The organism is Microbacterium testaceum, from assembly GCF_001476285.1.
Lineage (GTDB): Bacteria > Actinomycetota > Actinomycetes > Actinomycetales > Microbacteriaceae > Microbacterium > Microbacterium testaceum_B.
Map to the genome: position 1 here is coordinate 1 of NZ_LDRU01000047.1, position 25164 is coordinate 25164.

Annotated in this window: 25 protein-coding genes; 10 read left to right on the plus strand and 15 right to left on the minus strand. The window is 69.4% G+C overall.

All coding sequences use genetic code 11. From position 1 onward, the window contains the following. From NS283_RS09280 to NS283_RS09290, 3 genes are all read left to right on the plus strand, one after another. Positions 1–1959, plus strand: a 1959-nt coding sequence (locus tag NS283_RS09280; protein ID WP_058596583.1) for a CocE/NonD family hydrolase, incomplete at its 5' end; no start/stop codon positions are given. Between the two features lie 64 nt (positions 1960–2023). Next, positions 2024–2752, plus strand: a complete 729-nt coding sequence (locus NS283_RS09285; protein ID WP_058596584.1) for a glutamine amidotransferase-related protein — start codon at positions 2024–2026, stop codon at positions 2750–2752. Positions 2753–3036: 284 nt separating this feature from the next. Then, on the plus strand, positions 3037–3852 hold the full coding sequence (locus tag NS283_RS09290; RefSeq protein WP_058596585.1) for a tryptophan-rich sensory protein: 816 nt from the start codon (positions 3037–3039) through the stop codon (positions 3850–3852). 217 nt (positions 3853–4069) lie between these two features. Here NS283_RS09290 and treZ read toward each other — a convergent pair whose 3' ends face one another. The 7 genes from treZ to NS283_RS18890 all read right to left on the minus strand — a co-directional run bounded on the left by treZ (position 4070) and on the right by NS283_RS18890 (position 12815). Beyond that, on the minus strand, positions 4070–5821 hold the full coding sequence (gene treZ, locus NS283_RS09295; protein WP_058596609.1) for a malto-oligosyltrehalose trehalohydrolase: 1752 nt from the start codon (positions 5819–5821) through the stop codon (positions 4070–4072). Positions 5822–5885: 64 nt separating this feature from the next. Continuing rightward, positions 5886–8291, minus strand: coding sequence for a malto-oligosyltrehalose synthase (gene treY, locus NS283_RS09300; protein WP_058596610.1), 2406 nt, complete (start codon positions 8289–8291; stop codon positions 5886–5888). 5 nt (positions 8292–8296) lie between these two features. Next, complete coding sequence (glgX, locus tag NS283_RS09305; RefSeq protein ID WP_241490393.1) at positions 8297–10519, minus strand: glycogen debranching protein GlgX; 2223 nt, start codon at positions 10517–10519, stop codon at positions 8297–8299. Between the two features lie 64 nt (positions 10520–10583). Then, positions 10584–11060, minus strand: a complete 477-nt coding sequence (locus tag NS283_RS09310) for a hypothetical protein (RefSeq protein ID WP_058596586.1) — start codon at positions 11058–11060, stop codon at positions 10584–10586. Continuing rightward, complete coding sequence (locus NS283_RS09315) at positions 11057–11923, minus strand: hypothetical protein (protein WP_058596587.1); 867 nt, start codon at positions 11921–11923, stop codon at positions 11057–11059. The genes NS283_RS09310 and NS283_RS09315 overlap by 4 nt, the downstream gene beginning before the upstream one ends. A gap of 21 nt (positions 11924–11944) precedes the next feature. Then, positions 11945–12622, minus strand: a complete 678-nt coding sequence (locus NS283_RS09320; RefSeq protein ID WP_058596588.1) for a GTP pyrophosphokinase — start codon at positions 12620–12622, stop codon at positions 11945–11947. 43 nt (positions 12623–12665) lie between these two features. After that, positions 12666–12815: a hypothetical protein gene (locus NS283_RS18890; protein ID WP_193751302.1), complete on the minus strand. Its 150-nt coding sequence runs from the start codon at positions 12813–12815 to the stop codon at positions 12666–12668. Positions 12816–12934: 119 nt separating this feature from the next. Between NS283_RS18890 and NS283_RS09325 the strand changes: the two genes are divergently transcribed. Next, positions 12935–13270: a DUF7882 family protein gene (locus NS283_RS09325; RefSeq protein WP_058596589.1), complete on the plus strand. Its 336-nt coding sequence runs from the start codon at positions 12935–12937 to the stop codon at positions 13268–13270. Between the two features lie 2 nt (positions 13271–13272). Here the strand turns inward: NS283_RS09325 and NS283_RS09330 are convergent, their stop codons facing one another. Then, positions 13273–13590, minus strand: coding sequence for a DUF7882 family protein (locus NS283_RS09330; RefSeq protein WP_058596590.1), 318 nt, complete (start codon positions 13588–13590; stop codon positions 13273–13275). Between the two features lie 113 nt (positions 13591–13703). On the opposite strand from NS283_RS09330, the gene NS283_RS09335 reads away from it, so the two are divergent. Beyond that, positions 13704–14021, plus strand: coding sequence for a DUF7882 family protein (locus NS283_RS09335; RefSeq protein ID WP_058596591.1), 318 nt, complete (start codon positions 13704–13706; stop codon positions 14019–14021). 10 nt (positions 14022–14031) lie between these two features. Here NS283_RS09335 and NS283_RS09340 read toward each other — a convergent pair whose 3' ends face one another. Beyond that, positions 14032–14580, minus strand: coding sequence for a MarR family winged helix-turn-helix transcriptional regulator (locus NS283_RS09340; protein ID WP_058596592.1), 549 nt, complete (start codon positions 14578–14580; stop codon positions 14032–14034). A gap of 137 nt (positions 14581–14717) precedes the next feature. Between NS283_RS09340 and NS283_RS09345 the strand changes: the two genes are divergently transcribed. After that, on the plus strand, positions 14718–15206 hold the full coding sequence (locus NS283_RS09345; RefSeq protein WP_058596593.1) for a MarR family winged helix-turn-helix transcriptional regulator: 489 nt from the start codon (positions 14718–14720) through the stop codon (positions 15204–15206). Positions 15207–15234: 28 nt separating this feature from the next. Here NS283_RS09345 and NS283_RS09350 read toward each other — a convergent pair whose 3' ends face one another. Further along, positions 15235–15477 (minus strand): DUF3072 domain-containing protein, encoded by a 243-nt coding sequence (locus NS283_RS09350; protein WP_058596594.1) that lies wholly within the window; start codon positions 15475–15477, stop codon positions 15235–15237. A 79-nt stretch (positions 15478–15556) separates the two neighbouring features. On the opposite strand from NS283_RS09350, the gene NS283_RS09355 reads away from it, so the two are divergent. Then, positions 15557–16519 (plus strand): alpha/beta fold hydrolase, encoded by a 963-nt coding sequence (locus NS283_RS09355; protein WP_058596595.1) that lies wholly within the window; start codon positions 15557–15559, stop codon positions 16517–16519. Positions 16520–16586: 67 nt separating this feature from the next. After that, entirely contained in the window at positions 16587–17702 is a 1116-nt protein-coding gene (locus NS283_RS09360; protein WP_058596596.1) for an FUSC family protein, read from the plus strand. 180 nt (positions 17703–17882) lie between these two features. On the opposite strand, the gene NS283_RS09365 is transcribed toward NS283_RS09360, so the two are convergent. The 5 genes from NS283_RS09365 to NS283_RS09385 form a co-directional block, all read right to left on the minus strand. Further along, positions 17883–19130, minus strand: a complete 1248-nt coding sequence (locus NS283_RS09365; protein WP_081317349.1) for an ADP-dependent glucokinase/phosphofructokinase — start codon at positions 19128–19130, stop codon at positions 17883–17885. Between the two features lie 19 nt (positions 19131–19149). Next, entirely contained in the window at positions 19150–20013 is an 864-nt protein-coding gene (locus NS283_RS09370; protein ID WP_058596597.1) for a ketose-bisphosphate aldolase, read from the minus strand. 34 nt (positions 20014–20047) lie between these two features. Then, positions 20048–20920, minus strand: a complete 873-nt coding sequence (locus NS283_RS09375) for a carbohydrate ABC transporter permease (RefSeq protein ID WP_058596598.1) — start codon at positions 20918–20920, stop codon at positions 20048–20050. A 1-nt stretch (position 20921) separates the two neighbouring features. Then, positions 20922–21851, minus strand: a complete 930-nt coding sequence (locus NS283_RS09380) for a carbohydrate ABC transporter permease (RefSeq protein WP_058596599.1) — start codon at positions 21849–21851, stop codon at positions 20922–20924. Positions 21852–21924: 73 nt separating this feature from the next. Next, on the minus strand, positions 21925–23220 hold the full coding sequence (locus NS283_RS09385; protein WP_058596600.1) for an ABC transporter substrate-binding protein: 1296 nt from the start codon (positions 23218–23220) through the stop codon (positions 21925–21927). Positions 23221–23453: 233 nt separating this feature from the next. On the opposite strand from NS283_RS09385, the gene NS283_RS09390 reads away from it, so the two are divergent. Both NS283_RS09390 and NS283_RS09395 read left to right on the plus strand, forming a co-directional pair. After that, positions 23454–24260 (plus strand): DeoR/GlpR family DNA-binding transcription regulator, encoded by an 807-nt coding sequence (locus NS283_RS09390; protein WP_058596601.1) that lies wholly within the window; start codon positions 23454–23456, stop codon positions 24258–24260. Between the two features lie 248 nt (positions 24261–24508). Next, on the plus strand, positions 24509–25159 hold the full coding sequence (locus NS283_RS09395; protein ID WP_058596602.1) for a hypothetical protein: 651 nt from the start codon (positions 24509–24511) through the stop codon (positions 25157–25159). Positions 25160–25164 lie beyond the last annotated feature (5 nt).

Here is a 25164-nt window from a genome sequence, read left to right on the forward strand (position 1 = left end):
GCGGGACGCCCCGCGGACGACCACGCCCCCACCCCTGACGCGGGCATCGACGCCGACCCCGACGTCTCGCGGGGCGTCACGCACGCGCAGAACCCCTCGGTTCCCGAGGGCGCCGTGTGGACCGAGCACTACCTGCCGTCCTCCGTCGCGAATCGCAACGGCGACCCGGTCGAGCTGCACGCCGACGTCCTTCGCCCGGCGGGTCTGCCGGCGGATGCCCGCACTCCGGTGATCCTCATCAGCGGCCCCTACCTCTCGCACGCGGGACAGCAGGCCGACGAGGGCAAGTCGTTCACCGGTCCCTCGATGCGCCACCGCGCCTTCATCGACGACGGCGGCCTGTTCGCCGCCGGCTACACCGTCGTGTTCGGGGACCTGCGCGGTTTCGGGGGAAGCTCCGGATGCTACGACTTCAGCGGTCCGGGCGAGCAGGCCGACGTGCGCGCGTTCGTGGAGTGGGCGGCATCCGCCCCGTGGTCGACGGGTCGCGTCGGAATGTACGGGAAGTCGTACGACGCCGTCACGGGCCTCATGGGTCTCGCCGACCGGCCCGCGGGTCTCGCGGCGGTCGTCGCGCAGGAGCCGTCGTGGAACCTCTACGACTACCTCTACGAGAACGGCATCCCCGCCGAGAACAACCGCACGACGATCGACGCGTACAACGGCATCGCGGCCCTCCCCGGGATCGATCACCCGGGGACCGTGGACGGCGTCGTGATCCCGCCCGACACCGAGCGCTACCGGACCAACGCCGCGTACGAGCAGACCCACCCCGAGTGCGCCGCCGGCATCCTGGCCGACACCCTGGCATCCGATCCCTCCTCGCCCTTCTGGAGCGCCCGCAACACCGCGCAGCACGCCGAGGGCTCGACCGTCCCCCTGTTCCTCACGCAGGGCTGGACCGAGAGGAACACGCGTCCCGAGGGCATGGCGGAGTTCCTGGACGCCGTCGACGGCCCGGTGAGCGCGTGGGCGGGGCCCTGGGACCACTACTCCGGCAACGACGTCGACGACGAGGGCCGTCTGAAGATGGGCCGGGCCGGATGGGTGGACGAGGTGCGGGCGTTCTTCGACGCTCACCTGAGGGGAGCGCCGGCCCCGGACCCCGCCTGGGCGCTGCAGGACAACGAGGGGCACTGGCGCCTGCAGTCGTCGTGGCCCGGCGTCACGCGCGAGGTCACCGCTCCTCTCGCGCCCGGCTCCTACGTCGACACCGGCCGCGGCGCCGATGCTCTCCCCGCGGGCGACGAGGGAGACGGGTCGTTCTTCGGCACCGCACCGCGCGACGCGCAGACCATCGGGGCCTCGCAGACGCTCTCCGACCCCGTCGACGAGCCGACGCGGCTCAGCGGCAGGGCGTCCCTGAACCTCCGCACCCAGGGGGCGGGCATCGCGCACGCGCGACTGTGGGACGTCGAGCCCGACGGTGTGCCGACGCTCATCGTCGAAGAAGCGGCCCCGCTGGACGCGTCGGGGACGACCCGCCTGCACCTGCGCAACGTCGAGTGGACGCTCGCGCCCGGGCACGCACTGCTCGTCACGGTCGGAACGACCGATTCCCTCGCCTGGCGCCCCTCGCCAAGCGAGCAGACCGTCACGATCGAGAGCGGCGAGATCACGCTCCCGCTGCAGTCGACGGCCGGCGACGTGCCGACCGAGGGGCAACCGGCCCCCTTCCTGGCGACGTACCTCGAGGACGCCCGCTGGCCCGTCCCGATCGCGGCGACGCCCAGCTTCTCCCTGGCGGAGACCTCCCCCACCCCCATCCCGACCCCCTCGGCATCGGGCGCAGCGCCCGCACGCCTGGCCGAGTCGGGGATGCCGTCGAGCCCGGGCCTCGCCGTCGGGGGCGCCGCGGCGCTCCTCGCGGGAGCCCTCCTCATCGCGTTGAGGCGTTCGCGCGTGAGCCGGATCGCGGCGCGGGCGAGCGCGGCAGCCGGGCGCAGTTCCCGGACGTGACCCGCTGTTTCGTCGTGAGTCCAGCCCGGGGCGGGACGCCCGTGCGCGCGAATAGAATTCCTGGATGACCGCTCGCCTGCTCTACGTCTGCGCCCGCCCGCAGCGCGATGCGGCCGTGGCCGAGTGGGCGTCGTTCCGCGACGGGCTCGGGGTGAACGACGACGATCTCGTGCACCACGACCTCGTCCGTGAGCCCCTCCCCCGGGATCTCGAGCGCTTCGCCGCCGTGGTCGTGGGCGGGAGTCCCTTCAACGTCACCGATCCCGACAAGACCGACGAGCAGCGCCGTCTCGAGCGCGACCTCGAGCGCCTGGCGGCCACCGCGATCGAGGGGCGCACGAGCGCGATGTTCACGTGCTTCGGTATCGGCGTCGTCACGCGCATGCTCGGCGGCGAGGTCACCCTGAACACCCCCGAGGGCACCGGGCCCGCCGAGATCGCGCTGACCGATGCGGGTCGTGACGACGACCTATTCGGCATCCTCGCCCCTCGTTTCCAGGCGCTGACCGCGCACAAAGAGGGAACGGCGAGCGTGCCTCCCGGGGCGACGCTCCTCGCCGAGAACGCGGCCTGTCCGGTGCAGGCGTACCGCGCCGGGGCCGGCCTGTGGGCGACGCAGTTCCACCCCGAGCCGACCGCCGAGGCGTTCGTCGCCCGGATGGAGGTCTACCGCGACGCGGGCTACTTCGACGCCGAGGCGTTCGACCAGGTCTCGGCGCACGTGCGCACGGCCTCGGTCGAGCAGCCCACCCTGCTGCTGCGGTCGTTCGCCGCGCGGGCCGTCGCGGCCTGACCCTTCCGCGGGCCGTCGCGGCGTGCCCCGTCACGCGAGCCGTCAGGCGGAGTCCATGCCCGACACGCCGCCCCGCCGACCCGCTCCACGGCGTGTCCGCCCCCAACTCCGCACGACGGTCCTGCCACCCCGCCGCGCCGTCAGGCGGAGTCCATGCCCGACACGCCCAGACACCCGCCCCTCGCACGGCGTGTCCGCCCCCAACTCCGCACGACGGCGCGGGCCGGATGCCGCGATGTCAAGCCCGAACCGCGAATCTCGCTAGCTTATCTAGGCTTTTGCCCATGAACGTAGAAGCTCCATGGCGGGGGAACAACCTCGCCCGTCAGATCGTCGTCCTCTCCGCCCTGTCGTTCATGATCATCGCGGCGGTGATCGGCGCCGGCGCCTTCGGCAACACCGCGGTCGAGGACCAGCAGGACGGAGCGCTCAGCACGAACGGGTCGTACCTCGCCCCCGCGGGGCCGGCGTTCTCGATCTGGTCGGTGATCTACCTCGGCCTCATCGCCTACGCGATCTGGCAGGCCCTCCCGCGCCAGCGCACGAACCGGCGCCAGCGCGCGCTCGGCTGGCTCATCGCGCTGACCATGACCCTCAACGGTCTGTGGCTCGTCACCGCGCGTTTCGGCACCCTCTTCCTCACGGTCGTCGTCATCGTGCTGCTCCTCGCCGCCCTCGGCTGGACCTTCCGCGTCGCCGTCCGCACGCGCGAACCGCGCGGCGGCGTGGTCGACTCGATCCTCATCGACGGCGTCACGGGCCTTCACCTCGGCTGGGTCACCCTGGCCACGGTCGCCAACACGGCTGCCTGGCTCACGACCATCGCCCCCGCGTCGTGGGAGAAGGCGGCGGATGCCATCGGAATCGGGGTTCTGGTCGTGGTGGGCCTCATCGGCCTGGCGATCGCGTGGCAGAGCTCGTGGCGCCTCACCCCGGCCCTCGCGCTGGCATGGGGACTGAGCTGGCTCGCGGTCGAACGCTTCGGCGGCGAGCCGCGGAGCACCGGGATCGGGGTGATGGCGATCATCGTGGCCGCCTTCGTGCTCCTGCCGCCCGCGGTCATCCGCATCCTGCGCCTGCTCCGCCCGTCGGTCGACTGACGTCTCCCGAACCTCGTCCCACTCATGGCTGGTTGCAGCCCCTCTAACCAGCCATAAGTGGGACACTCTCCGCTAAAAGTGGGACGAGGCAGAAGAGAGCTGGGACGAAACAACGCCCCGCCCGACCTCGAGGTCGAGCGGGCCGCATCACGGCGAACAGCGCAGAACCTGCAGAACGACGGCCCCGCTCCCGAAGGAGCGGGGCCGTCGCGTCAGATCAGACAGCCGGAGCCGCGATCGCGCTCGCTCCCGCCGGGACGGTGAGCTCCGCACCCTCGAGCAGCACGCCCTCCGCCGTGGCCAGAAGCACGCGGGCGCCGGAGGAGACGGATGCCGAGGCCTCGGCATCCGAGAGGTTGACGACGACCACGAGGTCTCCGCGACGAAGCTCGTACACCCGACCGCCCGTCGCCTCGCGCGCCGCGGCCGACAGGCCCACGCGGGAGGGGTCGGTGAGTTCCGGGCGCTCCCGGCGGAGCTTCGCCAGCTCGCGGTACAGGCCGAGCAGCTGCGCGTGATCGCCCTCGCCGACCTCGTCCCAGTCGAGCTTCGAGTTCTCGAACGTCGAGGGGTCCTGCGGGTCGGGGACCGTAGATTCGTCCCACCCCATCTTCGCGAACTCGGCGATGCGGCCCTCGGCGGTGGCCTTGCCGAGCTCGGGCTCGGGGTGCGAGGTGAAGAACTGCCAGGGCGTCGACGCGCCCCACTCCTCGCCCATGAACAGCATCGGCGTCCCCGGGGCGGTGAGCGTCAGCACGGCGGCCGCGGCGAGGCGGTCGTAGTCCAGCGACTGCGACAGACGGTCGCCCGCGGCACGGTTGCCGATCTGGTCGTGATCCTGGGCGAAGGTCACGAGCCGCCAGTTGGGCACGGCATCCGGGATGGGCTTGCCGTGCTTCTCCTCGCGGAACGACGAGTAGGTTCCGTCGTGGTAGAAACCGCCCTCACTCACCTTGCGGAACGCGTCGAGATCGGCGAAGTCCTCGTAGTACCCGATCGTCTCGCCCGTCAGGGCCACGTGGGCGGTGTGGTGCCAGTCGTCCGACCACTGCGCGGTCAGCCCGTAGCCGCCGGCCTCGCGCGGCAGGATCAGCTTCGAGTCGTTCATGTCGCTCTCGGCGATGGTCGTGAGCGGGATGCCGCGGTGCGCCGACAGAGCGTCGGTGCGCTCGGCGATCTCCTGCAGCACATGCGGGTCGCGGTGATCGAGCAGCGCGTGCACCGCATCCAGGCGCAGACCGTCGACGTGGTAGTCGCTCATCCACATCAGCGCGTTCTCGACGATGTAGGAACGCACCGCGTCCTCGTCGAGGTTGACCGAGTCGCCCCACGTGTTGCGGCTGCCCTCGCGGAGGTATTCGCCGAACTCGGGCAGGTAGTTGCCCGAGGGGCCGAGGTGGTTGTAGACGACGTCCTGGATGACCGCGAGGCCGGCCGCGTGCGCCGCGTCGACGAAGCGCTGGTACGCCTCGGGCCCGCCGTAGGCCTCGTGCACGGTGTACCAGAGCACCCCGTCGTAGCCCCAGTTCCAGGTGCCGTTGAAGCCGTTGACCGGCAGCAGCTCGACGTGGGTGACGCCGAGGTGGACGAGGTGGTCGAGGCGCCCGATCGCGGCATCCAGGGTCCCCTCGGGGGTGAAGGTGCCGAGGTGCAGCTCGTAGATGAGGCCGCCCGCGAGCTGCTTGCCTGTCCAGCTCGCGTCGTTCCAGGTGTAGACGCTCGGGTCGAACCAGGCCGAAGCCTCGTGCACGCCGCCCGGCTGACGCCGTGAGCGCGGATCGGGGCGCAGGTCGTCGCCGTCGCCGAGGACGAAGCCGTACCGCTCGCCGTCCGCGAGGTCGACCGGGGCTGTCCACCACCCGTCGGCGGCGGACTCCATCTCGACGTCTCCGACGACGGAGTCACCGCTGTCGTCGAGGCGGCGCAGCCGCACCCGGTCTGCTTTGGGTGCCCAGACGTCGATGCTCATGGATGTTCCTTCGTTCGCGAGGGGTTCGGTGATGCGGGCGGCCACAGCAAGGCCCCCGCGACGGTCAGAAGATCAGCAAGGCCACCGGGTAGTACGCCAGGAGATCGGCCAGCGCGGTGGGCCCGCCCGTGAACGAGCGACCGGTCAGCACGTCGATGAGGGGCACGTCCGGAAGCAGCACGACCGTGTCGCGCCATCCCCCCGCCGCCGCCAGGCCGTGGGGCAACCGCGTCGCGACGGCGAACACGCCACCGCGGTCGAAGGCGACGACATGATCGGATGCCGCCCCCGCGGCCTCCAGCGGACGGTAGATCTCAAGCGGGTGCTCGCGACGCAACCGCAGCGCCCGTGAGGTCACGAGCAGCTTGGCCGCGCCCGTGTCATCCACCGCGGGGAAGGCCGCGCCGGGCGCATCGAGCGAGGCGAGCATGCGACGTCGCTCGGCGAAGTCCACCGCGCGACGGTTGTCGGGGTCGACCAGCGACTGCTCCCACAGCTCCGAGCCCTGGTAGACGTCGGGGACACCCGGGCCCATGATCTGCAGAAGCTTCGCCGAGAGACCGTTCGACCAGCCCGCGGGCGAGATCTCGTCGACGAACGCGCGCACCCGCTCGGCGGCGGGGCCGGTCGCCGCGTCGACGACCGCGTGCATGCGCTCCTCGAAGGCGTCGTCCTGCTCCCACCAGCCGGTGACCTCGCTCGCCTCGCGCGCCGCCTTCTCGGCGTAGGCGTGCAGGCGCTCGCGATAGACCTTCAGCCCCTCGGCAGTGGAGGCGGATGCCGGCCACGCACCCACGATCGCCTGCCACAGCAGATTGTCGAACGGTCCGTGCCCGGTCGAGGCGATTCCGCGGAACTCGCCCAGCACCTCGGCCCAGCGCTCCGGGATCTCGGCGAGCACCGCGATGCGGGCGCGCGTGTCCTCGCCGCGCTTGGTGTCGTGCGTCGACAGGGTCGTCATCGCGGTCGGCCACGACGCGTGGCGGAGCGCCTGCGCGGTGTGGAAGCCCGCGACGTCGAGGGAGAACTCCCCCGGGTCGCCGCCCACCTCGGTCAGCGAGCCCAGGCGCGTGTAACGGTAGAACGCCGTGTCCTCGACGCCCTTGGCCATGACCGGACCGGTCGTCTGCTGGAACCGCCACGCGACCTCGCGGCTGGTGTCGGCGAGCACCGGCACGAGCTTCTCGATCACGTCGCCCAGCTCGGGTCGGCGCACCTCGGCTTCGCCCGCGGCGGCGTCGAGGTGGGCGCGACCGGCGGGAAGGTAGGAGCGGTAGACGGGGAAGCACGCGAGGATCTCCGCGAGCGCGTCCTGCAGCACGTCGGCCCCGAACTCCTCACGGAGCTCGGCGGGAAGCCCCCGCACCAGGCGCCGGATCTCCGACACCTGGATCGAGTCGGCGATCCTGCGCTTGGTGTCGTGGATGAGGTCGTGCCACCCGGTGAGTGGCGCGAGGTCGCTGTCGGCGCGCAGGCGCGCGTCGAGCGCGTCGAGCGCCGCCTCCCCCGCGGGGTCGGTGAGGACGCGGTCGATCTCGGCGAGCGCGTCGTAGCCGGTGGTCCCCGCGGTCTTCCACCACGAGGGCAGCGCCTCGCCGTGCTCGAGGATCTTCTCGCCGAGGACGTACCCGACCTCACCCTCGCCCGCTTCCTCGAGCGCGACCGCGAGCCGGTCGAGGTAGCCGCCCGGGTCGACGAGGCCGTCGGGGTGGTCCACGCGCAGGCCGTCGGCGAGGCCCTCGCGCACCCACCGCAGGATCTCGGCGTGCGTCGCCTGGAACACCTCGGGCAGCTCGACACGGACACCCGCCAGGGTCGTCACGGCGAAGAACCGACGGTAGTTGAGGTCCTCCGCTTCGTCCTGCCAGAAGCGCAGCTCGAAGTTCTGCGCGTCGAGCAGAGCGACGATGGCGTCGCGAGCCCCCGAGGCCGCGGCATCCGTCCCCGTCCCCGGCGCGACCGGGAAAGCGTGGTCGTAGTACCGGATCACGCCGTCGGGAGCGTCGTCGGCCGGAGTCGGGTCGTACGAGATCTCGCCGATCACCGCGTCGAGGTCGTCACCGAGCACGGGTACGCGCACCTTGCCGCCCCCGAACTCCCAGTCGATGTCGAAGGAGTCCGCGTACGCCGAGGCGCGGCCCTGGCGCAGCACGTCCCACCACCAGGCGTTCGTCCGCGGCTCCGAGACGCCCATGTGGTTCGGGACGATGTCGATCAGGATGCCGAGGCCCTCCCCGCGCGCGGCTTCCGCGAAGCGCGCGAGGCCCTCGGCACCGCCGCGTGCGGGGTCGACCCGCGTGACGTCGACGACGTCGTACCCGTGGTCGGACCCCGGAGTGGCCTCGAGCAGCGGCGACAGGTACGCCCACGAGACCCCGAGGTCACGGAGATATCCCGTGACCTCGGCAGCGTCGTCGAGGGTGAACGATTCGCGGATCTGCAGGCGGTAGGTCGAAAGCGGATGCCGCATCTCGGTCACAACTCCGGTTTGGGCGCCTGGCCCGGCAGGTCATCGGGGCCGACCACCTGGATCTGGGCGGTCAGCGAGGCGGCCACGGAGTGGTCGACCTCGGGCTCGGGGAGGTGGTGCTCCCGCAGCACGATGAGCGACTTGGGCTCGATCGGCAGCGTCTCGCCCGGGCTCAGCGGCTCGGTGTTCGCGCGCTCCCCCGCGGTATCGACGTAGGCGTCCCACTCGGGGGCGTACTCGAAGTCCGGCAGGACGAAGTCGACGGGCTCGTCACCGGCGTTGAACAGCACGAGGAAGTGGTCGTCGCTGATCGACTCGCCGCGACGATCGCGCTCGCGGATGCCCTGGCCGTTGAGGAACACTCCGACAGCGCGACCGAAGCCGTTGTCCCAGTCCTCCGGCTGCATGAGCGAGCCGTCGGGACGCAGCCACACCACGTCGGGGATCGGCGCCCCCTCCTCCATCTTCACGGGACGGCCGTCGAAGAAGCGGCTGCGGCGGAAGGTGGGGTGCTGCTTGCGCAGCCGCGCGAGGGCCGCGGTGAACTCGATGAGCGGGTGGTCGACGTTCGACCAATCCACCCACGTGATCTCGTTGTCCTGCGCGTAGCCGTTGTTGTTACCGCCCTGCGTGCGACCGAGCTCGTCGCCGTGCAGCAGCATCGGCACGCCCTGGCTGAGCAGGAGGGTGGCGATGAAGTTGCGCTGCTGCTGCGCGCGACGCTTGAGCACCTCGGGGTCGTCGGTGGGACCCTCGATGCCCATGTTGCTCGAGCGGTTGTGCGATTCGCCGTCGTTGTTGTCCTCGCCGTTGGCCTCGTTGTGCTTCTCGTTGTACGACACGAGGTCGCGGAGGGTGAAGCCGTCGTGCGCGGTGACGAAGTTGATGGATGCCACGGGGAAGCGCCCCGAGTGCTCGTACAGGTCGGCGGACCCCGTGAGGCGCGATGCGAATTCGGCGAGCGCCTGCGGCTCGCCACGCCAGAAGTCGCGGACGGTGTCGCGGTACTTGCCGTTCCACTCGGTCCACTGGGGCGGGAAGTTTCCGACCTGGTAGCCGCCGGGACCGACGTCCCACGGCTCGGCGATGAGCTTGACCTGAGAGACCACCGGATCCTGCTGCACGAGCTCGAAGAAGGTCGCGAGCTTGTCCACCTCGTAGAACTCGCGCGCGAGGGTCGAGGCGAGGTCGAAGCGGAAGCCGTCGACGTGCATCTCGAGCACCCAGTACCGCAGCGAGTCCATGATGAGCTGCAGCGTGTGGGGGTTGCCCACATTCATGCTGTTGCCGGTGCCGGTGTAGTCGGTGTAGTACCGCTTGTCGTCGTCTTCGAGGCGGTAGTAGGCCTCGTTGTCGATGCCGCGCATCGACAGGGTCGGGCCCATGTGGTTGCCCTCGGCCGTGTGGTTGTAGACCACGTCGAGGATGACCTCGATGCCCGCCGCATGCAGCGCCTTGACCATGGCCTTGAACTCCTGCACCTGCTGACCGTGATCGCCGGTCGAGGAATAGGTGTTCTGGGGCGCGAGGAACGCGATGGTGTTGTAGCCCCAGTAGTTCGACAGCCCCTTCTCTTCGAGGGTCGAGTCGTTGACGAACTGATGCACCGGCATCAGTTCGATCGCGGTGACGCCGAGCTTGCGCAGGTGGTCGATCACCGCCGGGTGCGCGATGCCCGCGTAGGTGCCGCGCAGCTCTTCCGGAACGTCGGGGTGCAGCTGGGTCAGACCCTTCACGTGGGCCTCGTAGATGAACGTCTCGGAGTAGGGGGTCTTGGGCTGGCGATCGCCCGACCAGTCGAAGAACGGGTTGATGACCACGCCCTTCATCATGTGCGCGGCGGAGTCCTCGTCGTTGAACGAGTCGGGATCGCCGAACTCGTAGCTGAAGACGGGCTGGCCCCAGTCGACCTGCCCTTCGACCGCCTTCGCGTAGGGGTCGAGCAGGAGCTTGCTGGCATTGAACCGCTTGCCGTTCGCGGGGTCGTACTCCCCGTGGACGCGGTACCCGTAACGCTGCCCCGGTTGGATGTTCGGGAGGTACGCGTGCCAGACGAATGCGTCGACGTCGATCAGCTCGAAGCACGTCTCCGTTCCGTCCTCGTCGAAGAGGCAGAGCTCGACCTTCTCTGCTCCTTCGCTGAACAGGGCGAAGTTCGTCCCGTTACCGTCGTAAGTGGCCCCGAGGGGATAACTGGATCCTGGCCATACCTGCTGCACGTCGCTCACGATAGACCAGCGTTGTTTCGCCGACGGGGCGCGTCATGGCTGTTGACACCCGCCCCGGCCCCGACTATGCGCGCTCGGGCGGATGCCGCAGCAGCTCGACGCGCTCGTCGAGGTAGCGCTCGAGCGGCAGGAAGCCGCCCGCTGCGCTCCAGCGCACGAGCACCTCTCCGCCGCGTACCGCGAGCGGCGTCGAACGTTCACCGAGGGCGGTGAGGTCGATCGGATGCCATTCGATGTGGACCGTCTCCCCCTCGGGGACTCCTCCGCGCGCGGCCGCGGCCGCGAGTTCCGCTCGTCGGCGCTGCGACTCGGCCGCGAATCCCCGGCGCACCTCGGCGCGCGAACGCACGATGTCGCCGGTGGCGAGCACGGCGTCGTCGGTGAGCAGCAGTACGCCGAGGTGCCACGCGGTCCCCCGCGGCACGATGCGCGGCGGACGAGGGATGCCGAGAACCCGGCGCCCCTCCTGGAGCTCGCCGAGCCGTTCGCGCGGTGCGTCCGCCAGACGTGCCCGCACCTCGTCGAGGAGTGTCGCGATCACGCATCCGTCCCTTCCGCACGGGCGGCCTCGGCCCGTTCCACCGCGCGCTGCGCGACGCGCGCCGCCGCGGCGGCTTCCTTCTGCTCGCTCTCGCGCTGTCCGACGACGGCATCCGCATCGGCGGCGTCAGCCTCGGCGCGCGCTAAATCGGCTCGCAGCCCCTCGACGCGCTCGCGCGCGCGATCGGCGCGTTCCCGAGCCGTCGCGAGGCGGCGGTCAGCGGCCGCGCTCTCTCGCGCAGCGTCGGCGTGCGCGCGTTCGGCCTCGCGTACCGCGCGCTCCGCAGCCTTGCGGGCCCGCCGAGCGGCGAGATCGTCGCGTGGCGGGGACGCGGCCACCCCCTGCGGCACGGACCCCGCGACGGCGTCGCCGAGGCCGCCGGCGTCGAGAGTCGCCAGATCGATCGGCGAGACCAGCCGCCCCGTGAGCACGGCCGCGGCGACCTCAGGATCCACCACCGCGGCGTTCACCGTCTTCTCCACCGATTCCGCCATCGCCGCGCTGAGCGGCGTCCCCGCTTCGGCGGCGAGCTCGCCGGCGCGCCGCGCCAGGGCGGCGACCAGCTGGCGCCGTTGCTTCCCGAGACGCGCGAGCTCGGCGGCATCCAGGTCGTCCTGCGCCTCCTGCAGGGCCCGCGAGAGCTCGACCGCTTCGCCGAGGCGACCGTCGCGGACGAGCAGGTTGACCGCCCACGCGGCCACCGTCGGCTTGCGCAGCTTCGCGATCCGACGGCCCACCGGTCCCGCCGCGGCGGCTGCCCGCTCCGCGCGCGCGGCGGTGAACCGCGCGGGCGGCAGGGCGAGCAGGTCAGCCGCCGCTTCGTCGACGAGCGCGTCGTCGTCGCTCCGCGCTGCGCCGGTCATTGCTCCATTCTGACCGTCGGGTCAGATCGAGACCACCCCGGGCCGGGGCCCGCGGATCTCACGGTGGAGGCGCTCCATGCGGGTGTCGAGCTCGGCGGCGGTGTCGGCGGCATCCTTCAACTGATCGAGCAGATCGGCCGGAACGAGGCGGTCGTACTTGTAGTAGATCTTGTGCTCCAGGCTCGCCCAGAAGTCCATGGCGATCGTCCGGAACTGCACCTCGACCGGCACCTGGACCCTGCCCGTCGAGAGGAAGACGGGCACCTCGACGATGACGTGGAGGCTCTTGTACCCGTTGGCCTTGGGGCGGGCGATGTAGTCCTTGACGTCTCGGACGGTGATGTCGTCCTGCTGGGTGAGCAGGTCGGACAGTCGATAGGCGTCGTCGATGAAACTGCATGTGACCCGGATGCCGGCGATGTCGGTGATCGCGGCGCGAATCGAGTCGAAGTCGGTGTCGATCCCCTTACGACGCACCTTGTCGACGAGGCTGTCCGGCGTCTTCACGCGGCTCGAGACGTGCTCGATCGGGTTGTAGTCGTGCATCTCCTGGAACTCTTCGCGCAGGATCGCGATCTTCGTGTCGACCTCGGCGAGCCCGAAACGGTATTCCATGAGGAATCTCTGGAACTCGTCACGCATGGCGCGGAGAGCCGCACTCGAGACGGTGATCTGCTGATCGTCCAGCGAATCGGCCATGCGACCGACCGTATCGAGCGGAGATACGAGCGTCCTGTGAGCGTCACGCGCGCGGAGGCTCGTCCTTCCGCGGCACCAGCTCGCCATCCACCACGTCGATTCCCACCAGCCCGTCGAAGACGTCGGGGAGGTCGGCGGAGTCGGCGGGGCCATCGCCGGGTTCCATCGGAGACGGGGGGTATCGGTCTTTCACGGCGCTGTCCTTCCGTGGAGTCCTTCTACGGTGGCAGCACCCCACGCTCCGACCGGGCGGCTTGACACTCTCGGACGCACGGCGTATTCGCGGTGAGGCCGCGCGGTTAGTGTGGAGCCATGGGGACGATCATTTACGGAAGCTCGACGACCGTTCACATCGAGGATCGCGCGCTGGCGCACCTCAAGGTCGTCATCTCGACGAAGCTCCGCCGCGGTGAGAGCTTCACCCTGTCGTGGCGCCACCCCGACGAGGAGCCACGCGGCCGGAGCACCCTGTGGCTCCACCCGGCGATCCCGCTGCGGTTCGTCTTCGACGACGCCGAACCGACGAAGCTGAGCCGGGAGTGGATCGAGCGTCTCTCGGAGTCGGCGAACTCGTCGGGCGGAATCATGCTGGTCGCCGAAGACATCGCCCCCTCGCGCGACACGAAGAGCGACAGCTCGACCCGCTGAGGTCAGCCCTCTTCAGAGACGCTGTCCTCGGACGGCTCGGGCGTGATCGCCAGGCCGTTGGGTCCGGATGCCGCGAGCATCAGGTCTTCGACCCACACGCGGTTGATGCGCGGCGGACGGCTGCCGTAGAAGTGGAACTGGATCGGCACGGAGGGGTGCATCCAGAAGCTGCGGCGACCGCTGCCGTCTCCCACCTCGACGTCGAACATGAACGACTCGGAGCGGCGCAGCTTGTTCATCACGACGATGCGCAGGTGAGCCAGCGTGCGGTCATCGATGTCGACGGCGTTGGCGACGGTGTCGTAGATGAATCTGCCCATGGGGTCGAGCCTATCCGAGGAACGCACAAGTCATCCCGACGACGCGTGCCACGTGGGTCGAGGGGAAATCAACCCCGCGGAGGGCGCGAGCCGATCTCGCTAACGTGCATGGGGTGGGAACGCTCTACTACGGCGACGTCGCGACGCCGATCGAAATGGAAGACCGCGCGCTGGCGCATATCAAGGTCGTCATCGCCACGAAGCTCCGCCGGGGGGAGAGCTTCACCCTCTCGTGGACGCACGGTCCCGGCCAGGAGGTCGGGCGCAGCACCGTGTGGTTGCATCCGTCCATTCCCCTTCGCTTCGTCTTCGACGAGCCGGAGCCGGCGTTGCTGAGCCGCGCGTGGGTGGAGGAGCTCGCGAACTCGGCCAACTCTTCGGGTGGCCTGCTCATCGTCCCCGAGCCCGGGCCCGAGAACCCGAAGGCTTGATTCTCGCGACCTAAACGGTGGTCTGGGCGTCCTCGGGCGATGCTTCGTGCGAGGCGGGAGCGGGATCGACCTGATCGACCGCGTCCTGCAGCCGACCCAGACACGCGATCACGACGTCGCACTCCTCCGGCGTCATCTCGGCCACGGCCCCCATCATGCGGCTGTGCATCGAACCGAGCGTTGCGCGCACCTCGTGGTCGCTGGCAGCGGTGGCGACGACCCGGACGCTCCGCCGGTCGGTCGGGTGCGGCACGCGCGTGACGTGGCCGGATCTCTCGAGGCGGTCGATGATCGCCGTGGTCGATGCCGTCGAGACCCCCAGATACCGTGTCAGCTCGGCCGGCGTCACGTGGCGATCCTGGCCCGCTGCGCGAAGGAGGTACCGGAGCACGAGGAGATCGTTCTCGCCCATCGACATCGCCTCGCGTGTGCGACGGCGCATCGCCACCTCGGCGGCGCGATAGACACGGAAGGCCTGCAAGACCTCGACGGCCCGACGCCGACGGTCCTCCTCGGCCGCGCCATACCAATAGCGCGACGACTGCGAGCCGTTTTCCACTTCGGCATCCTATGTCAGGCCGCACCGTCCAGGCCCCTGCCGTTCCGCGAGGCGGACGAGTACCATGGAAAATACATCGGCTGTCGAGTTGATAGGACATCGAGACAGTAGCTCAGCAAGGTTTCGCGGGAGGTGACATGCGACGCACGGCCACAGCAGACGACGTGGTGAGGGCCCTCGGCGACCTCACCGACTCGAGCGCCATCTCGGAGCGCGCGGCGCTGCAGTCACTCGGCATCGGTCCGAACGACGCGAAAGTCCTGCGTTTCCTGCTCGAGCGCAGCGAAGACGACGACCCCGTCACCCCGCGCCTTCTGGCCGACATGCTCGGCATCTCGTCGGCGGCGACCACCACTCTCATCGATCGTCTGGCCGAGGCGGGGTGGGTCGCACGAGAGCCGTACCCCGGCGACCGGCGTTCGATCGTCGTCCGCGCGACCATCGATCCCGAGTCCTCGGCACGACGAGTCCTCTCGGTCCGGCGAGCGTCGGTCGCCGAGGCCGCGTCGAAGCTGGACGCCGCCGAGCGGCGTGTGGTGGCCGATTTCCTCGACGACATCGCACGCGTCGAGAAGCACCACGTCGACAGCATCGCCGAGGCGGACAGCGCATCCCGCTCGCACTGACGGACAGCACGAACGGGACGCAGCGCCCTCAGGCCGAGTCGCGGCCCGTCGCCGTCTGCAGGCGGTCGATCTGCTCGGACGCCTCCGCCTTCGTCAGGTCGGCGGGGATCTCTTCCCCGGCCTCGCGCGCGAGCGTGTCGAGGTAGCTGCGCTGCGGCGCGGTCATCGGCTCATCGCCGGTGACCCAGTCCGAGGGGTCCTTCTCGGCGGGGTTGTCCCCGCTCTCACGGACGGCACCCAGGGTCTCTTCTTCACGGGAGGTATCGCTCATGCGCCCGAGGTTAGGCGGGACGCCCGACACCGACTCCGGGATTGACAGCGCGCCCCGCCGGGTGCGGCATCCTGGAGCGATGACCAGCGAGCCGCCTCCCGCCGACGTCGACGTCGAGACGTTCCGCCGCGGACGCGCGCGGACACGCGTGACGCGCGTATCGACAGGCGCGGGAACGGGGCGCGACTTCGTGCTCGTCGCAGGCATCGGGGTCGCCTCGACCTACTTCGAGTTCCTCGCGCCGTTGCTGGCGGCCGAGGGAGAGGTCTACGCGCTCGACCTCCCCGGTTTCGCCGGGGTCCCGGCATCCGGAGATCAGCCGACCGCCGCCTTCTTCGCCGATCAGGTCGAGGGGGTGCTCGACCACTACGGCCTGCGTGATCCGGTGCTCGTCGGGCATTCGATGGGGACGCAGGTGGTCACCGAGGTGCTCACGCGCCGCGAGCTCTCGCACGCGGTGCTCGTGAGCCCCGTCGTCGACGAGGGCGAAGCGCGGGCCGGCGTACAGGCCGTACGGTTCGCGCAGTCGACCGTGCGCGAGTCGCTGCACATCGCGCTGCTGGCGGTGTCGGCGTACCTGCTGTGCGGGTTCCTCTACTTCTTCGAGACGCTGCCGTACATGCTGCGGTACCGGATCTCCGACCGCATCGTCGACGCGCGATCCCACCTCCTGCTCATCCGCGGCGAGTTCGACCGCCCCTCGCCGCGCCGGCTGCATTCCCGGCTGGTGGAGCGCGCGCGTTCCGCTCGCCGATGGGAGATCGAGGGAGCCGCCCACTGCGTCGTCAACAGCCATGCGGTGGGCGTGGCCCGACTCACGATGGAGCACGTGCGCGACGAGCTCGCCCGGAAGGGTCGGATGCCGGCGGCCGAGGCCGCTGTGCCGCCGGCGCAGCACGCCGATGTCCGCATGGTGCTGGGGGCCGCGGCGAGTCGCCTGGCGGAATGGATCAGCGCCGCACGCCGAGACGAGACAGGCGTCGAGCGCGCCAAGGCTCGGCACGCGCGCGTGCTGTGGGAGGCGTACCGGGCGCGGCGCTGAGGTACCGCTCGTCCGGCGAGACGGCAACCCCCGAGACCGTCCGGCGCACGGCCCGGAGCATGGAGGGGTGTCCATCCGCCCCTCGATGTACAGCTCGTTCGACCCGAGACAGTGGTGGCGCGACGCGGTGACCGCTGACCGCCTCGTGCTCGCGGCCAAGACCGCCGCGGCGGCCGCGCTCGCCTGGTATCTCGCGCCGTTCGTTCCCTTCGCGCAGAGCGAGTACTCGTACTACGCCCCGCTCGGCGTCCTCGTCAGCATGTACCCCACCGTCGCGCGCTCGGCGTCGAGCGGTGTGCAGGCCGTGGTCGGACTGGCGCTCGGCATCGGCCTGGGCCTCGCGAGCCTCGCGGTGGTGGGCGCGGGCCTTCCCCGGATCGCCGCGGTCGCGATCGTCATCCTGCTCGGCGTACTGCTGGCCGGGGTGCGCGCGCTCGGTGTCGGGCGCGACTGGGTGGCGATCGCCGCCCTCTTCGTCCTGCTGCTCGGCGGCGCCGATCCCGACGGGTACTCGTCGTCGTATCTGATGACGATGGCGTTCGGCGTGCTGGTCGGGGTGATGGTGAACCTCCTCGTCGTCCCGCCCCTGCGGGAGAAGCGGGCCGACGACCGCCTCGCCCGGCTCCGCGACGACCTGGGAGAGGCCCTCCGTGGGATCGCGGACGCGCTGGCGGGGCACGCCTTCGATCAGGATGCCGCCGACACCGCGACGGCCGGACTCACGGAAACGCTCGCTGACGTCCGAGAAGAGGTCGAGCTCGCCGACGAGAGCCGGCGATACAACCCGCGCGGGCGTCGACTGCGAGCGCCCCGGGATCTCAACCGCCGACGCCTGGACGCCCTCACCGGAACGGCCGACGCGACACGCGAGCTGTCGGCATCCCTCTCTCGTCTGACCGAGGGGCCCGATGTCGACACCCGCATCCCCGACGAAGCGCGCCGAAGCCTCGCGCGCGCGATCGAGGCGGCGTCGCACCTGGTGACCACTCCCCCGGATCCCGAGGCGACCGCGGGGCAGCTGCGCGAGGCCGAGCACGCGCTCACCGCGTACATCGACCGCCTGCGCGAGCTCACCGCGCGCGACGGGCCGCTCGACGCCTGGGAGGCTGCGGTGAGCCTTCGGCGTGTGATCGCCGCATGCGGACCACTCTCGGATCCGGACGCCGACACGGCGACCCGCTGACACGGCGACGCGCTGACTTCGCGCTGCGGCACCGCGTGAGGAACGGAGGGCGAGGGACGAGCGGAGGATGCCGCAAGGCGCACGCTCCTCCGCTCGTCCCACGCCCTCTCTCGGTCACGCACGCGCTCCTCGAAGGAGACGTCATGCCCGCCGCACGCACCGCGGAACGTGGCGCGCGCGTCACCGCCGCGACGCGAGCGCCGCGGAGTCGAGCGCGCGCTCGAGGGCCGCCGCGGTCGCGACACGGGTCGCCGCCGGAACCGCCGCCAGGAAGCCACCGACGAACGTGTCACCCAGGCCGATCGTCGTCGGAGCGGCGGTGTCGACCACGAACGCGGGCACGCCCGTGACTCCCCGTCGCTCCTCGGCGGCCGACACGACGGCGGCACCGCCCGGATGACGCGGAAGCCGTGCGGTGTCGTCGAGGTCGGCGGCCGTGCAGGCGTCGCCCAGCCGATAACGCGTTGCGGCGGTGCGTACGGCGCTCTCGAGGCCCGCTCGATGACGATCGGCACCGGTCCCCACGGCGATCGCCCAGTACGTCGTGTGCACCACGAGCGCGCGGGCCGGGATCAGCGCATGGACCTCGGCGAGAGCCGTGATCACATCCTCCGGTGACAGGAGATCGACGCGGCGGCCGAGATATTCCTGCAGCTCGTCCTCGTTCATGCCGTAGACGTCGATGCGCTCCAGCAGCCGGTTCCGCACGAGGTGGGAGAGCTCGCGCTGATAGAACCCGGCGTCCTCGTAGTAGACCAGCGCGTCGGCGGGGAGACGCCGCATCGCCGCGGTCAGGTCGTCGAGTCGGCGCTCGAGCAGCGCGGCATCCTGCATGGTGTTGAAACCCGAGACGAGGAAGGCCGCTGCGTTCGCGAGGGCATCGCCCAGGTCGTCGGCGATCGCCATCTCGCGATTGGGCGCGTCGTTGGCGAAGATCAGGCGATTGGATGCCGGGGCGCTCACCACCGCGTCGACGAGCCGGACCGTCGCGCCCCGGGGATACTGCACGATGAGGTGCGGATCGAGCGTGTCGTGCGTCGCCGACGAGACCACCCGCATCGAGGCGGGGAGCAGCCGCCGGACGTTGTCATCGATGCTGACGAGATGTTGCACGGTGGGGACGCCGATGCGGTCGAGCGCGATCCCCGCCCGCACGCCGGTGCCGCCGAGGGTGATCGTCTTGTCGAAGTGCGCGGCGAAGCGTTCGACGATCTCCGACGAGAGGACGAAGCGCTCGCCTCCCCCGCCCGTCGTGAGGAAGGCGAGCACCGTCACGACGAGGGCCCGCTCATCGATGATCGGCGTCGTGGTGGTCAGCTCGTCGAGCCGGATGCGGTGCTCTTGCGCGAGGGCCGAGAGCACGTCGGCATCCCACCGGATCTCGTAGTCGACGGTGCCGCCGAGTCCGAGGACGAGGTCTTCTGCCATGACGCCGATCACCGCCCGATCAGTAGAGGTCGGCCTTGCCGGCTGCGCCGAACAGGTCGATCTTCTCAGCCGCGGTGACCTTCATGGCCGCGATGCACTCGGGCTGGATGGCGTTGGGCTCGCGCAGACGCCGGTCGGTGCCGAGCACCTCGCGCATGCGGTCGTGGTACGCGACCTTGATGTCGCTGGAGATGTTGATCTTGTTGATGCCCAGCGACACGGCGCGCGCGAGTTCGGCGTCGGGATTGCTCGATCCTCCGTGGAGGACGAGCGGGATGCCGACGGCGGCCTTGATCTGCTCGAGCAGATCGTGACGCAGCTCGGGGTTCTTGTCGGACGGGTAGAGACCGTGCGAGGTGCCGATGGCGATCGCGAGGCTGTCGACACCCGTCTGCTCGACGAAGCGCACGGCGTCGTCGACGTTGGTGTAGATGATCTCCGCCGCGCCCGACTCGCCGTAGCTGTCGTTCGCGCCGATCGTGCCGAGCTCGCCCTCGACCTGGATGCCGGCCGCGTGCGCCGCCTCGACGACCTTGCGCGTGATCGCGACGTTCTGCTCGAACGGCTCGAGTGACGCGTCGATCATCACCGAGGTGAAGCCGGAGTGGATGGCCGTGATCATCTGCTCGAACGACCCGCCGTGGTCCCAGTGGATCGCGACGGGAACGCTCGAGCGGTGGGCGCGGGCGTGCATCGCGGGGATGAGGTCGGTGGTGATGTGCGAGACCTCGTCGGGGTGGATCGCGATGATGACCGGAGCGTTCTTCTCCTCGCTGATGTCCATGATCCCGGTGAACATCGCCCAGTCGGAGATGTTGAAGGCCGGGATGGCGAAGCTGTGGGCGTTGGCCACGTCGAGGATGGACTTGCCGGTGTAGAGCACGGAATTCTCCTTGTTCGGGGTGGGTAGGCGTGAATCAGCTCTTCACCGAGCCGGCCGTCAGGCCGCTGATGAAGAAGCGCTGGAAGAAGAGGAAGAGCAGCAGCACGGGGATCGAGCCGAGGATGCTCATCGCCATGATCTGGTTCCACTCGTAGGAGTGCTGGCCCATGAGCAGCTGGATGCCGATCGGCACCGTGCGCATGTCGATCGTGCGCGTGAGGGTCAGGGCGAAGAGGAACTCGTTCCACGCGATCATGAACGTGTAGATGCCGACGGACACGATCCCGGGGATGGAGATCGGCACGAGCACGCGCCACAGAGCGGTGAAGGAACCGGCCCCGTCGACGCGGACGGCCTCGTCCAGCTCTTTCGGGAGGGTGTTGAAGTACCCGGTCATCATGATGATCGCGTAGGGCAGCGTGAACACCATGTAGGTGAAGATGAGGCCCGGGTAGGTGTTGTAGAGCCCGAGGCCGACCATCAGACCGAAGTACGGGATCAGCAGAGTGATCGGCGGGACGGCCTGGACGCTCACGATGATGACGTTGACGATGCGCTTGCCCCGGAACTCGAAGCGGCTGAACGCGTACGCGGCCTGGATGGCGACGAGCAGCGTCAGGATCGTCACGGCTCCGGCGACGACGTAGCTGTTGATGAAGAACCGCACCGTCTCGGGGTTGGTGAAGATCGAGATGTAGGCATCGAACGAGAACGTGTCGGTGATCAACCGTGGCGGCAGCTCGAAGATCTGCGTGTTCGACTTGAACGAGCTCGACAGCATCCACAGCACCGGACCGGCGGCGAAGACCGCGCCGATCACGAGGCCGAGGAGGACGCCGGTCTTGGCGAGACGACGACGCGCGACGTTGGTGCCGGCGCGCCGGCGCGCGGGGGTGGTCAGGGCCATGTCAGTCCCTCGCCTTCTGATGGCGGACGTAGAGCACCGCGATGATCATCGACATCGCCAGGACCAGCACCGCCGAGGTGGAGGCCATCGAGAAGTCGTACTTCGCGAATGCGAGTTTGTAGGTGAAGGTGCTGAGCATCTCGGTGACGTCGATGGGACCGCCGCCGGTGGTCAGCCAGATGAGGGCGAACTGCTGCGACGTCCAGATGAGGTCGAGCAGCACCAGGCTGACGATGATCGGGCGCAGCTGCGGAACGGTGACGTTCCAGAAGCGCTGGACAGGGTTCGCGCCGTCGACGGTCGCCGCCTCGTAGAGATCGCTCGGGATGCCTTGGAGCCCGGCGAGCAGGCTCACCATGAAGAAGGGGTAGCCGGCCCAGATGTTGATGAAGGTGACCGTTCCGAGCGCGAGCTGCGGCGAGGCGAGCCACTCGATGTCGGTGTTGAGCAGGAAGTTGACGATGCCGTTGGGGGCGAGAAGCATGCGCCAGAGGACCGCGATGACGGCGACGGTGAACAGCCACGGCAGCACGTAGAGTCCGCGGAAGATCGCCCGCGGCACGGCGCCGACGAGGCGGCTGTTCAGCAGGAGGGCGAACGACAGGCCGAGGACGAGGTGCGCGGCGACGCTCGTGAGGGTGAAGAAGAGAGTGTTGCCCGTCGCCTTCCAGAAGCCGGAGTCGGTGAGGATCGCGACGTAGTTGTCGAGACCGACGACCTCGGGGCTCTTGTTGAGGATGACGTTGTCCTGGAAGGAGTATCCGATCACCATGACGATCGGGACGATCATCAGGACGAACAGGAGGACGAGCGTCGGCGACAGGAAGGCATACGCCTCGCCGGCCTTGCGGAGCTGGCGGGTACGGCGTGAGGCGGGTCGCCCGGTGACGATCACCTCTGTGTCGGGGGGAGTGAGGGTGCGCATGGTCATGATGTGCGGCTTTCGCTGAGCGGGGTGCCGCACCGCGGGTGAGGGCGGTGCGGCATCCCGGGTCGGGGTCGGATCAGAACTCCGACGTCCATTCGTCCTGCGTCTTCTTCAGCGCGTCGCTCATCGACTGCTGACCATCCAGCGCGGATTGGAACTGCGTGCCGAACTGGCGCATGAGCTCCTCGGCGACGGGAAGGCCCGTGAACTCGTTCGCGGGGTAGCCGGCCTTGTAGATGTCGAAGGCCTTCTTGAACAGTTCGTCATCCTGGACGAAGGTCGGCACGCTCTCGGTGTTGCCGGGGAAGGCCTTCGCCATCGTCGACAGCTCGCTGTTGACGTCCTTGCCCATCAGGAACTGCACGAGCTTGAATGCGGCGTCCTTGTGCTCGGAGTTCTCGGCCACGCCGATGCCCCAGGAGGCGTACGGGATGCCGCGCTCACCGGTGAAGCCGTCCTCGGCGGGGATCGCCGAGATCGAGAAGGTCAGGTCGGGGTTCGACTGGCGGATGAGGTTGATGTGCGCAAGCGAGTCGATCATCATTCCCACGCGGCCGTTGGTGAACTCCTCGACCTTGTCCTGCTCCTTCATCGTGAACGATCCGGGAGCGATGACGCCGTCGTTCCAGAGCTGCTGGATGTAGTCGGCGGCTGAGGTGACGTCCTTGTTGGTGAGGTCGGGCTGACCGTCCTTCAGCATCGAGCCGCCCGAGGCCCACACCCATGACATGACGTCGTTCTGCACGCCGTTGGGCGCCTCGAGCGAGAGGGGCAGGACCCACCCCGAGGCGTCGGTGCCCAGAGCCTTGATCTTCTTCGCCGCGTCCGCGAACTCGGTGCGCGTCGAGGGCGGCGCACTGACGCCCGCCTGCGAGAGCAGCGCATCGTTCGTGAACATGGGGTAGACGAAGTTGACCACCGGGATCATGTAGGTGCTGCCGTCGACCTTGATCTGGCTGGCGAGCTGACTCTCGTCGTAGCCCGAGTCGCTCATCAGCTTCGACAGGTCGGCGATGACACCCTGCTTCGCGAAGTCGCTGACCCACGCCCCGTCGAGGCCCACGACGTCGGGCATCGTGCCGGATGCCGCCCCCGCGAACAGCTGCTCCTTGGTCGAGGCGTAGGGACCGCTGACCAAGTCGACCTTGATGCCGGGGTTCTCCTTCTCGAACTGGTCCATCAGCCCGCGGAACTGACCGTCGCCGAGTTCGGGCTCCCACCACTGCGCGAACTCGATCGTGACGTCTCCGTCGGCCGAGGTGCCTCCGCTGGTCGATGACGAGCATCCCGCCATCGCCAGGAGGGTCGTGGCCGCTGCTGCGACACCGACGAGCTTGATGACGTTCCGACGTCGGCGCCCGCTGTTGTCCATCGTTTCTCCTCATTGAGATGTGCCGTATTACGCGCTGTTCTGCGCGTTCTTGCTGCTTTAAGCACGAGTATGCGCTCCCGTGCAGCGATCGTCAAGAAGCCGATGCATATTCGTGACCATTAGCGCACGAGCGGGCGGAGAAAGCAGCAGGAAGCGCGAATTTTCTGCCGTTTCGTGCCGCTTTTCGACAAAGGATGCGGATTCGCCGCCCCCGCTGTGCTAGAGATGAGCGCATGGACGGACAGACAGCCTCGACGAAGCGGCGACTCCCGGCAGGACGCAAAGCCGAACTGGCGGCCTATGTCGCCGAATCGGGGCAGGTCACCGTCGTCGACCTCGCCTCGCACTTCGGGGTGTCCATCGACACCGTGCGCCGCGACCTCGATCAGCTCGATCGCGAGGGCATCGTCGTGCGCACGCACGGCGGAGCCGTGAGCGCGATGTCGGTCCCCGGCCGTGACCGCGGGCTCGACGTCCGCCTGCAGATGCAGATCGCCGAGAAGGAGCGGATCGCGGCCCTCGCCGCCGACCTCGTCGAGGACGGCTCGGTCCTGATGCTGAACGCGGGGACCACGACCCTCGCTGTCGCGCGCGCGCTGCGCAATCACCGCAACCTCACGATCGCGACGAACAATCTGCGGATCCCGGCGGAGATCTCGCCGAGCGTGTTCCGCGACCTCTACATCTTCGGCGGCGCGGTGCGAACGATCACGCAGGCGACGACGGGGCCGGTGACACTGGCGATGAACTCGCACACCCCCGAGGTCGACATCCGTTGCGACTACGCCCTGATCGCCGTGGGAGCGGTGGATGCCTCGGGCTTCTCGACCAGCAACCTCGGCGACGCGACGATGATGAGCGAGATGATCCAGCGCGCCGACCGCACGGCGATCCTCGCCGACTCCACGAAGCTCGACCGGCGCCTCTTCGCCCAGGTCGCTCCCCTCGAGAAGGCCGACTACCTCATCACCGACGCGCCGCCCTCCCCCGAGCTCGCGACGGCCCTCGAGGAAGCGGGGGTCACGGTCGTCACACCGTGACCTCCGAGCGAGGTCGCCGACGATCGGATCACCGGACCGCGCGCGGACGACTGATCATCACGCCGCGGACGACATCGCGGGTGAATCACGCCGGGCCTCGGGGCGGCGCCTCCGAGACGGGCGGCGCTCGCCGCCTCTCGGGTGACCGTCCCACCCGTGGAGAGACGGTCACCCGTCCCGCCGCCAGGGCACCGACAGGCGATAGAGATGGGACCTCTCGCACTCTCCGAACCCGAACAGGAGCCGTCGTGTCCACCCAGAATCCCACGCCGTCACGCCGTCGTCGTCTCGCCCTTCCCGTGCTCCTCGCCGGAGGATTGGGGTCTCTCATCCTCGCCCTCGGCCTCTCCCCCACCATCTCCGCCTTCACGGCGCAGATCAAGAACACCGTCGACACGGCCGGCACCGGCACCGTCATCATGCAGGAGAGCAACGCCGACGGCTCGGTCCTCTGCAACAGCACGGACGGCGGATCCGTGTCGTCGAACACCGCGACCTGCGCGACCATCAACAAGTACGGCGGCAGCGTGACGATGGTGCCCGGCCAGACCGTGTCGACCGACATCAAGATCAAGAACACCGGCAGCGCCGCCGCCACGGGATTCACCCTCACGCCGGGAACCTGTGCGCAGTCGAACAACGGAACGCCCAACGGCACCGCGACCAACCTCTGTTCCACCATGACGCTCGTCGTGACCTCCGGATCGACGACGCTCTACTCCGGCACGCTTCAGGGCTTCGCCTCGGCCGTGAACGTGCTCACCGCCCTGGGCACGACCTCGGTGCCTGCCGGAACCACCGTGCCCTTCACGTTCGCGGTGACGCTCCCGTCGACGGCAGGGAACACCTATGCCGGTCTGCAGGTGTCGCAGCCGCTCACCTGGGACTTCAGCAGCTGATCCCG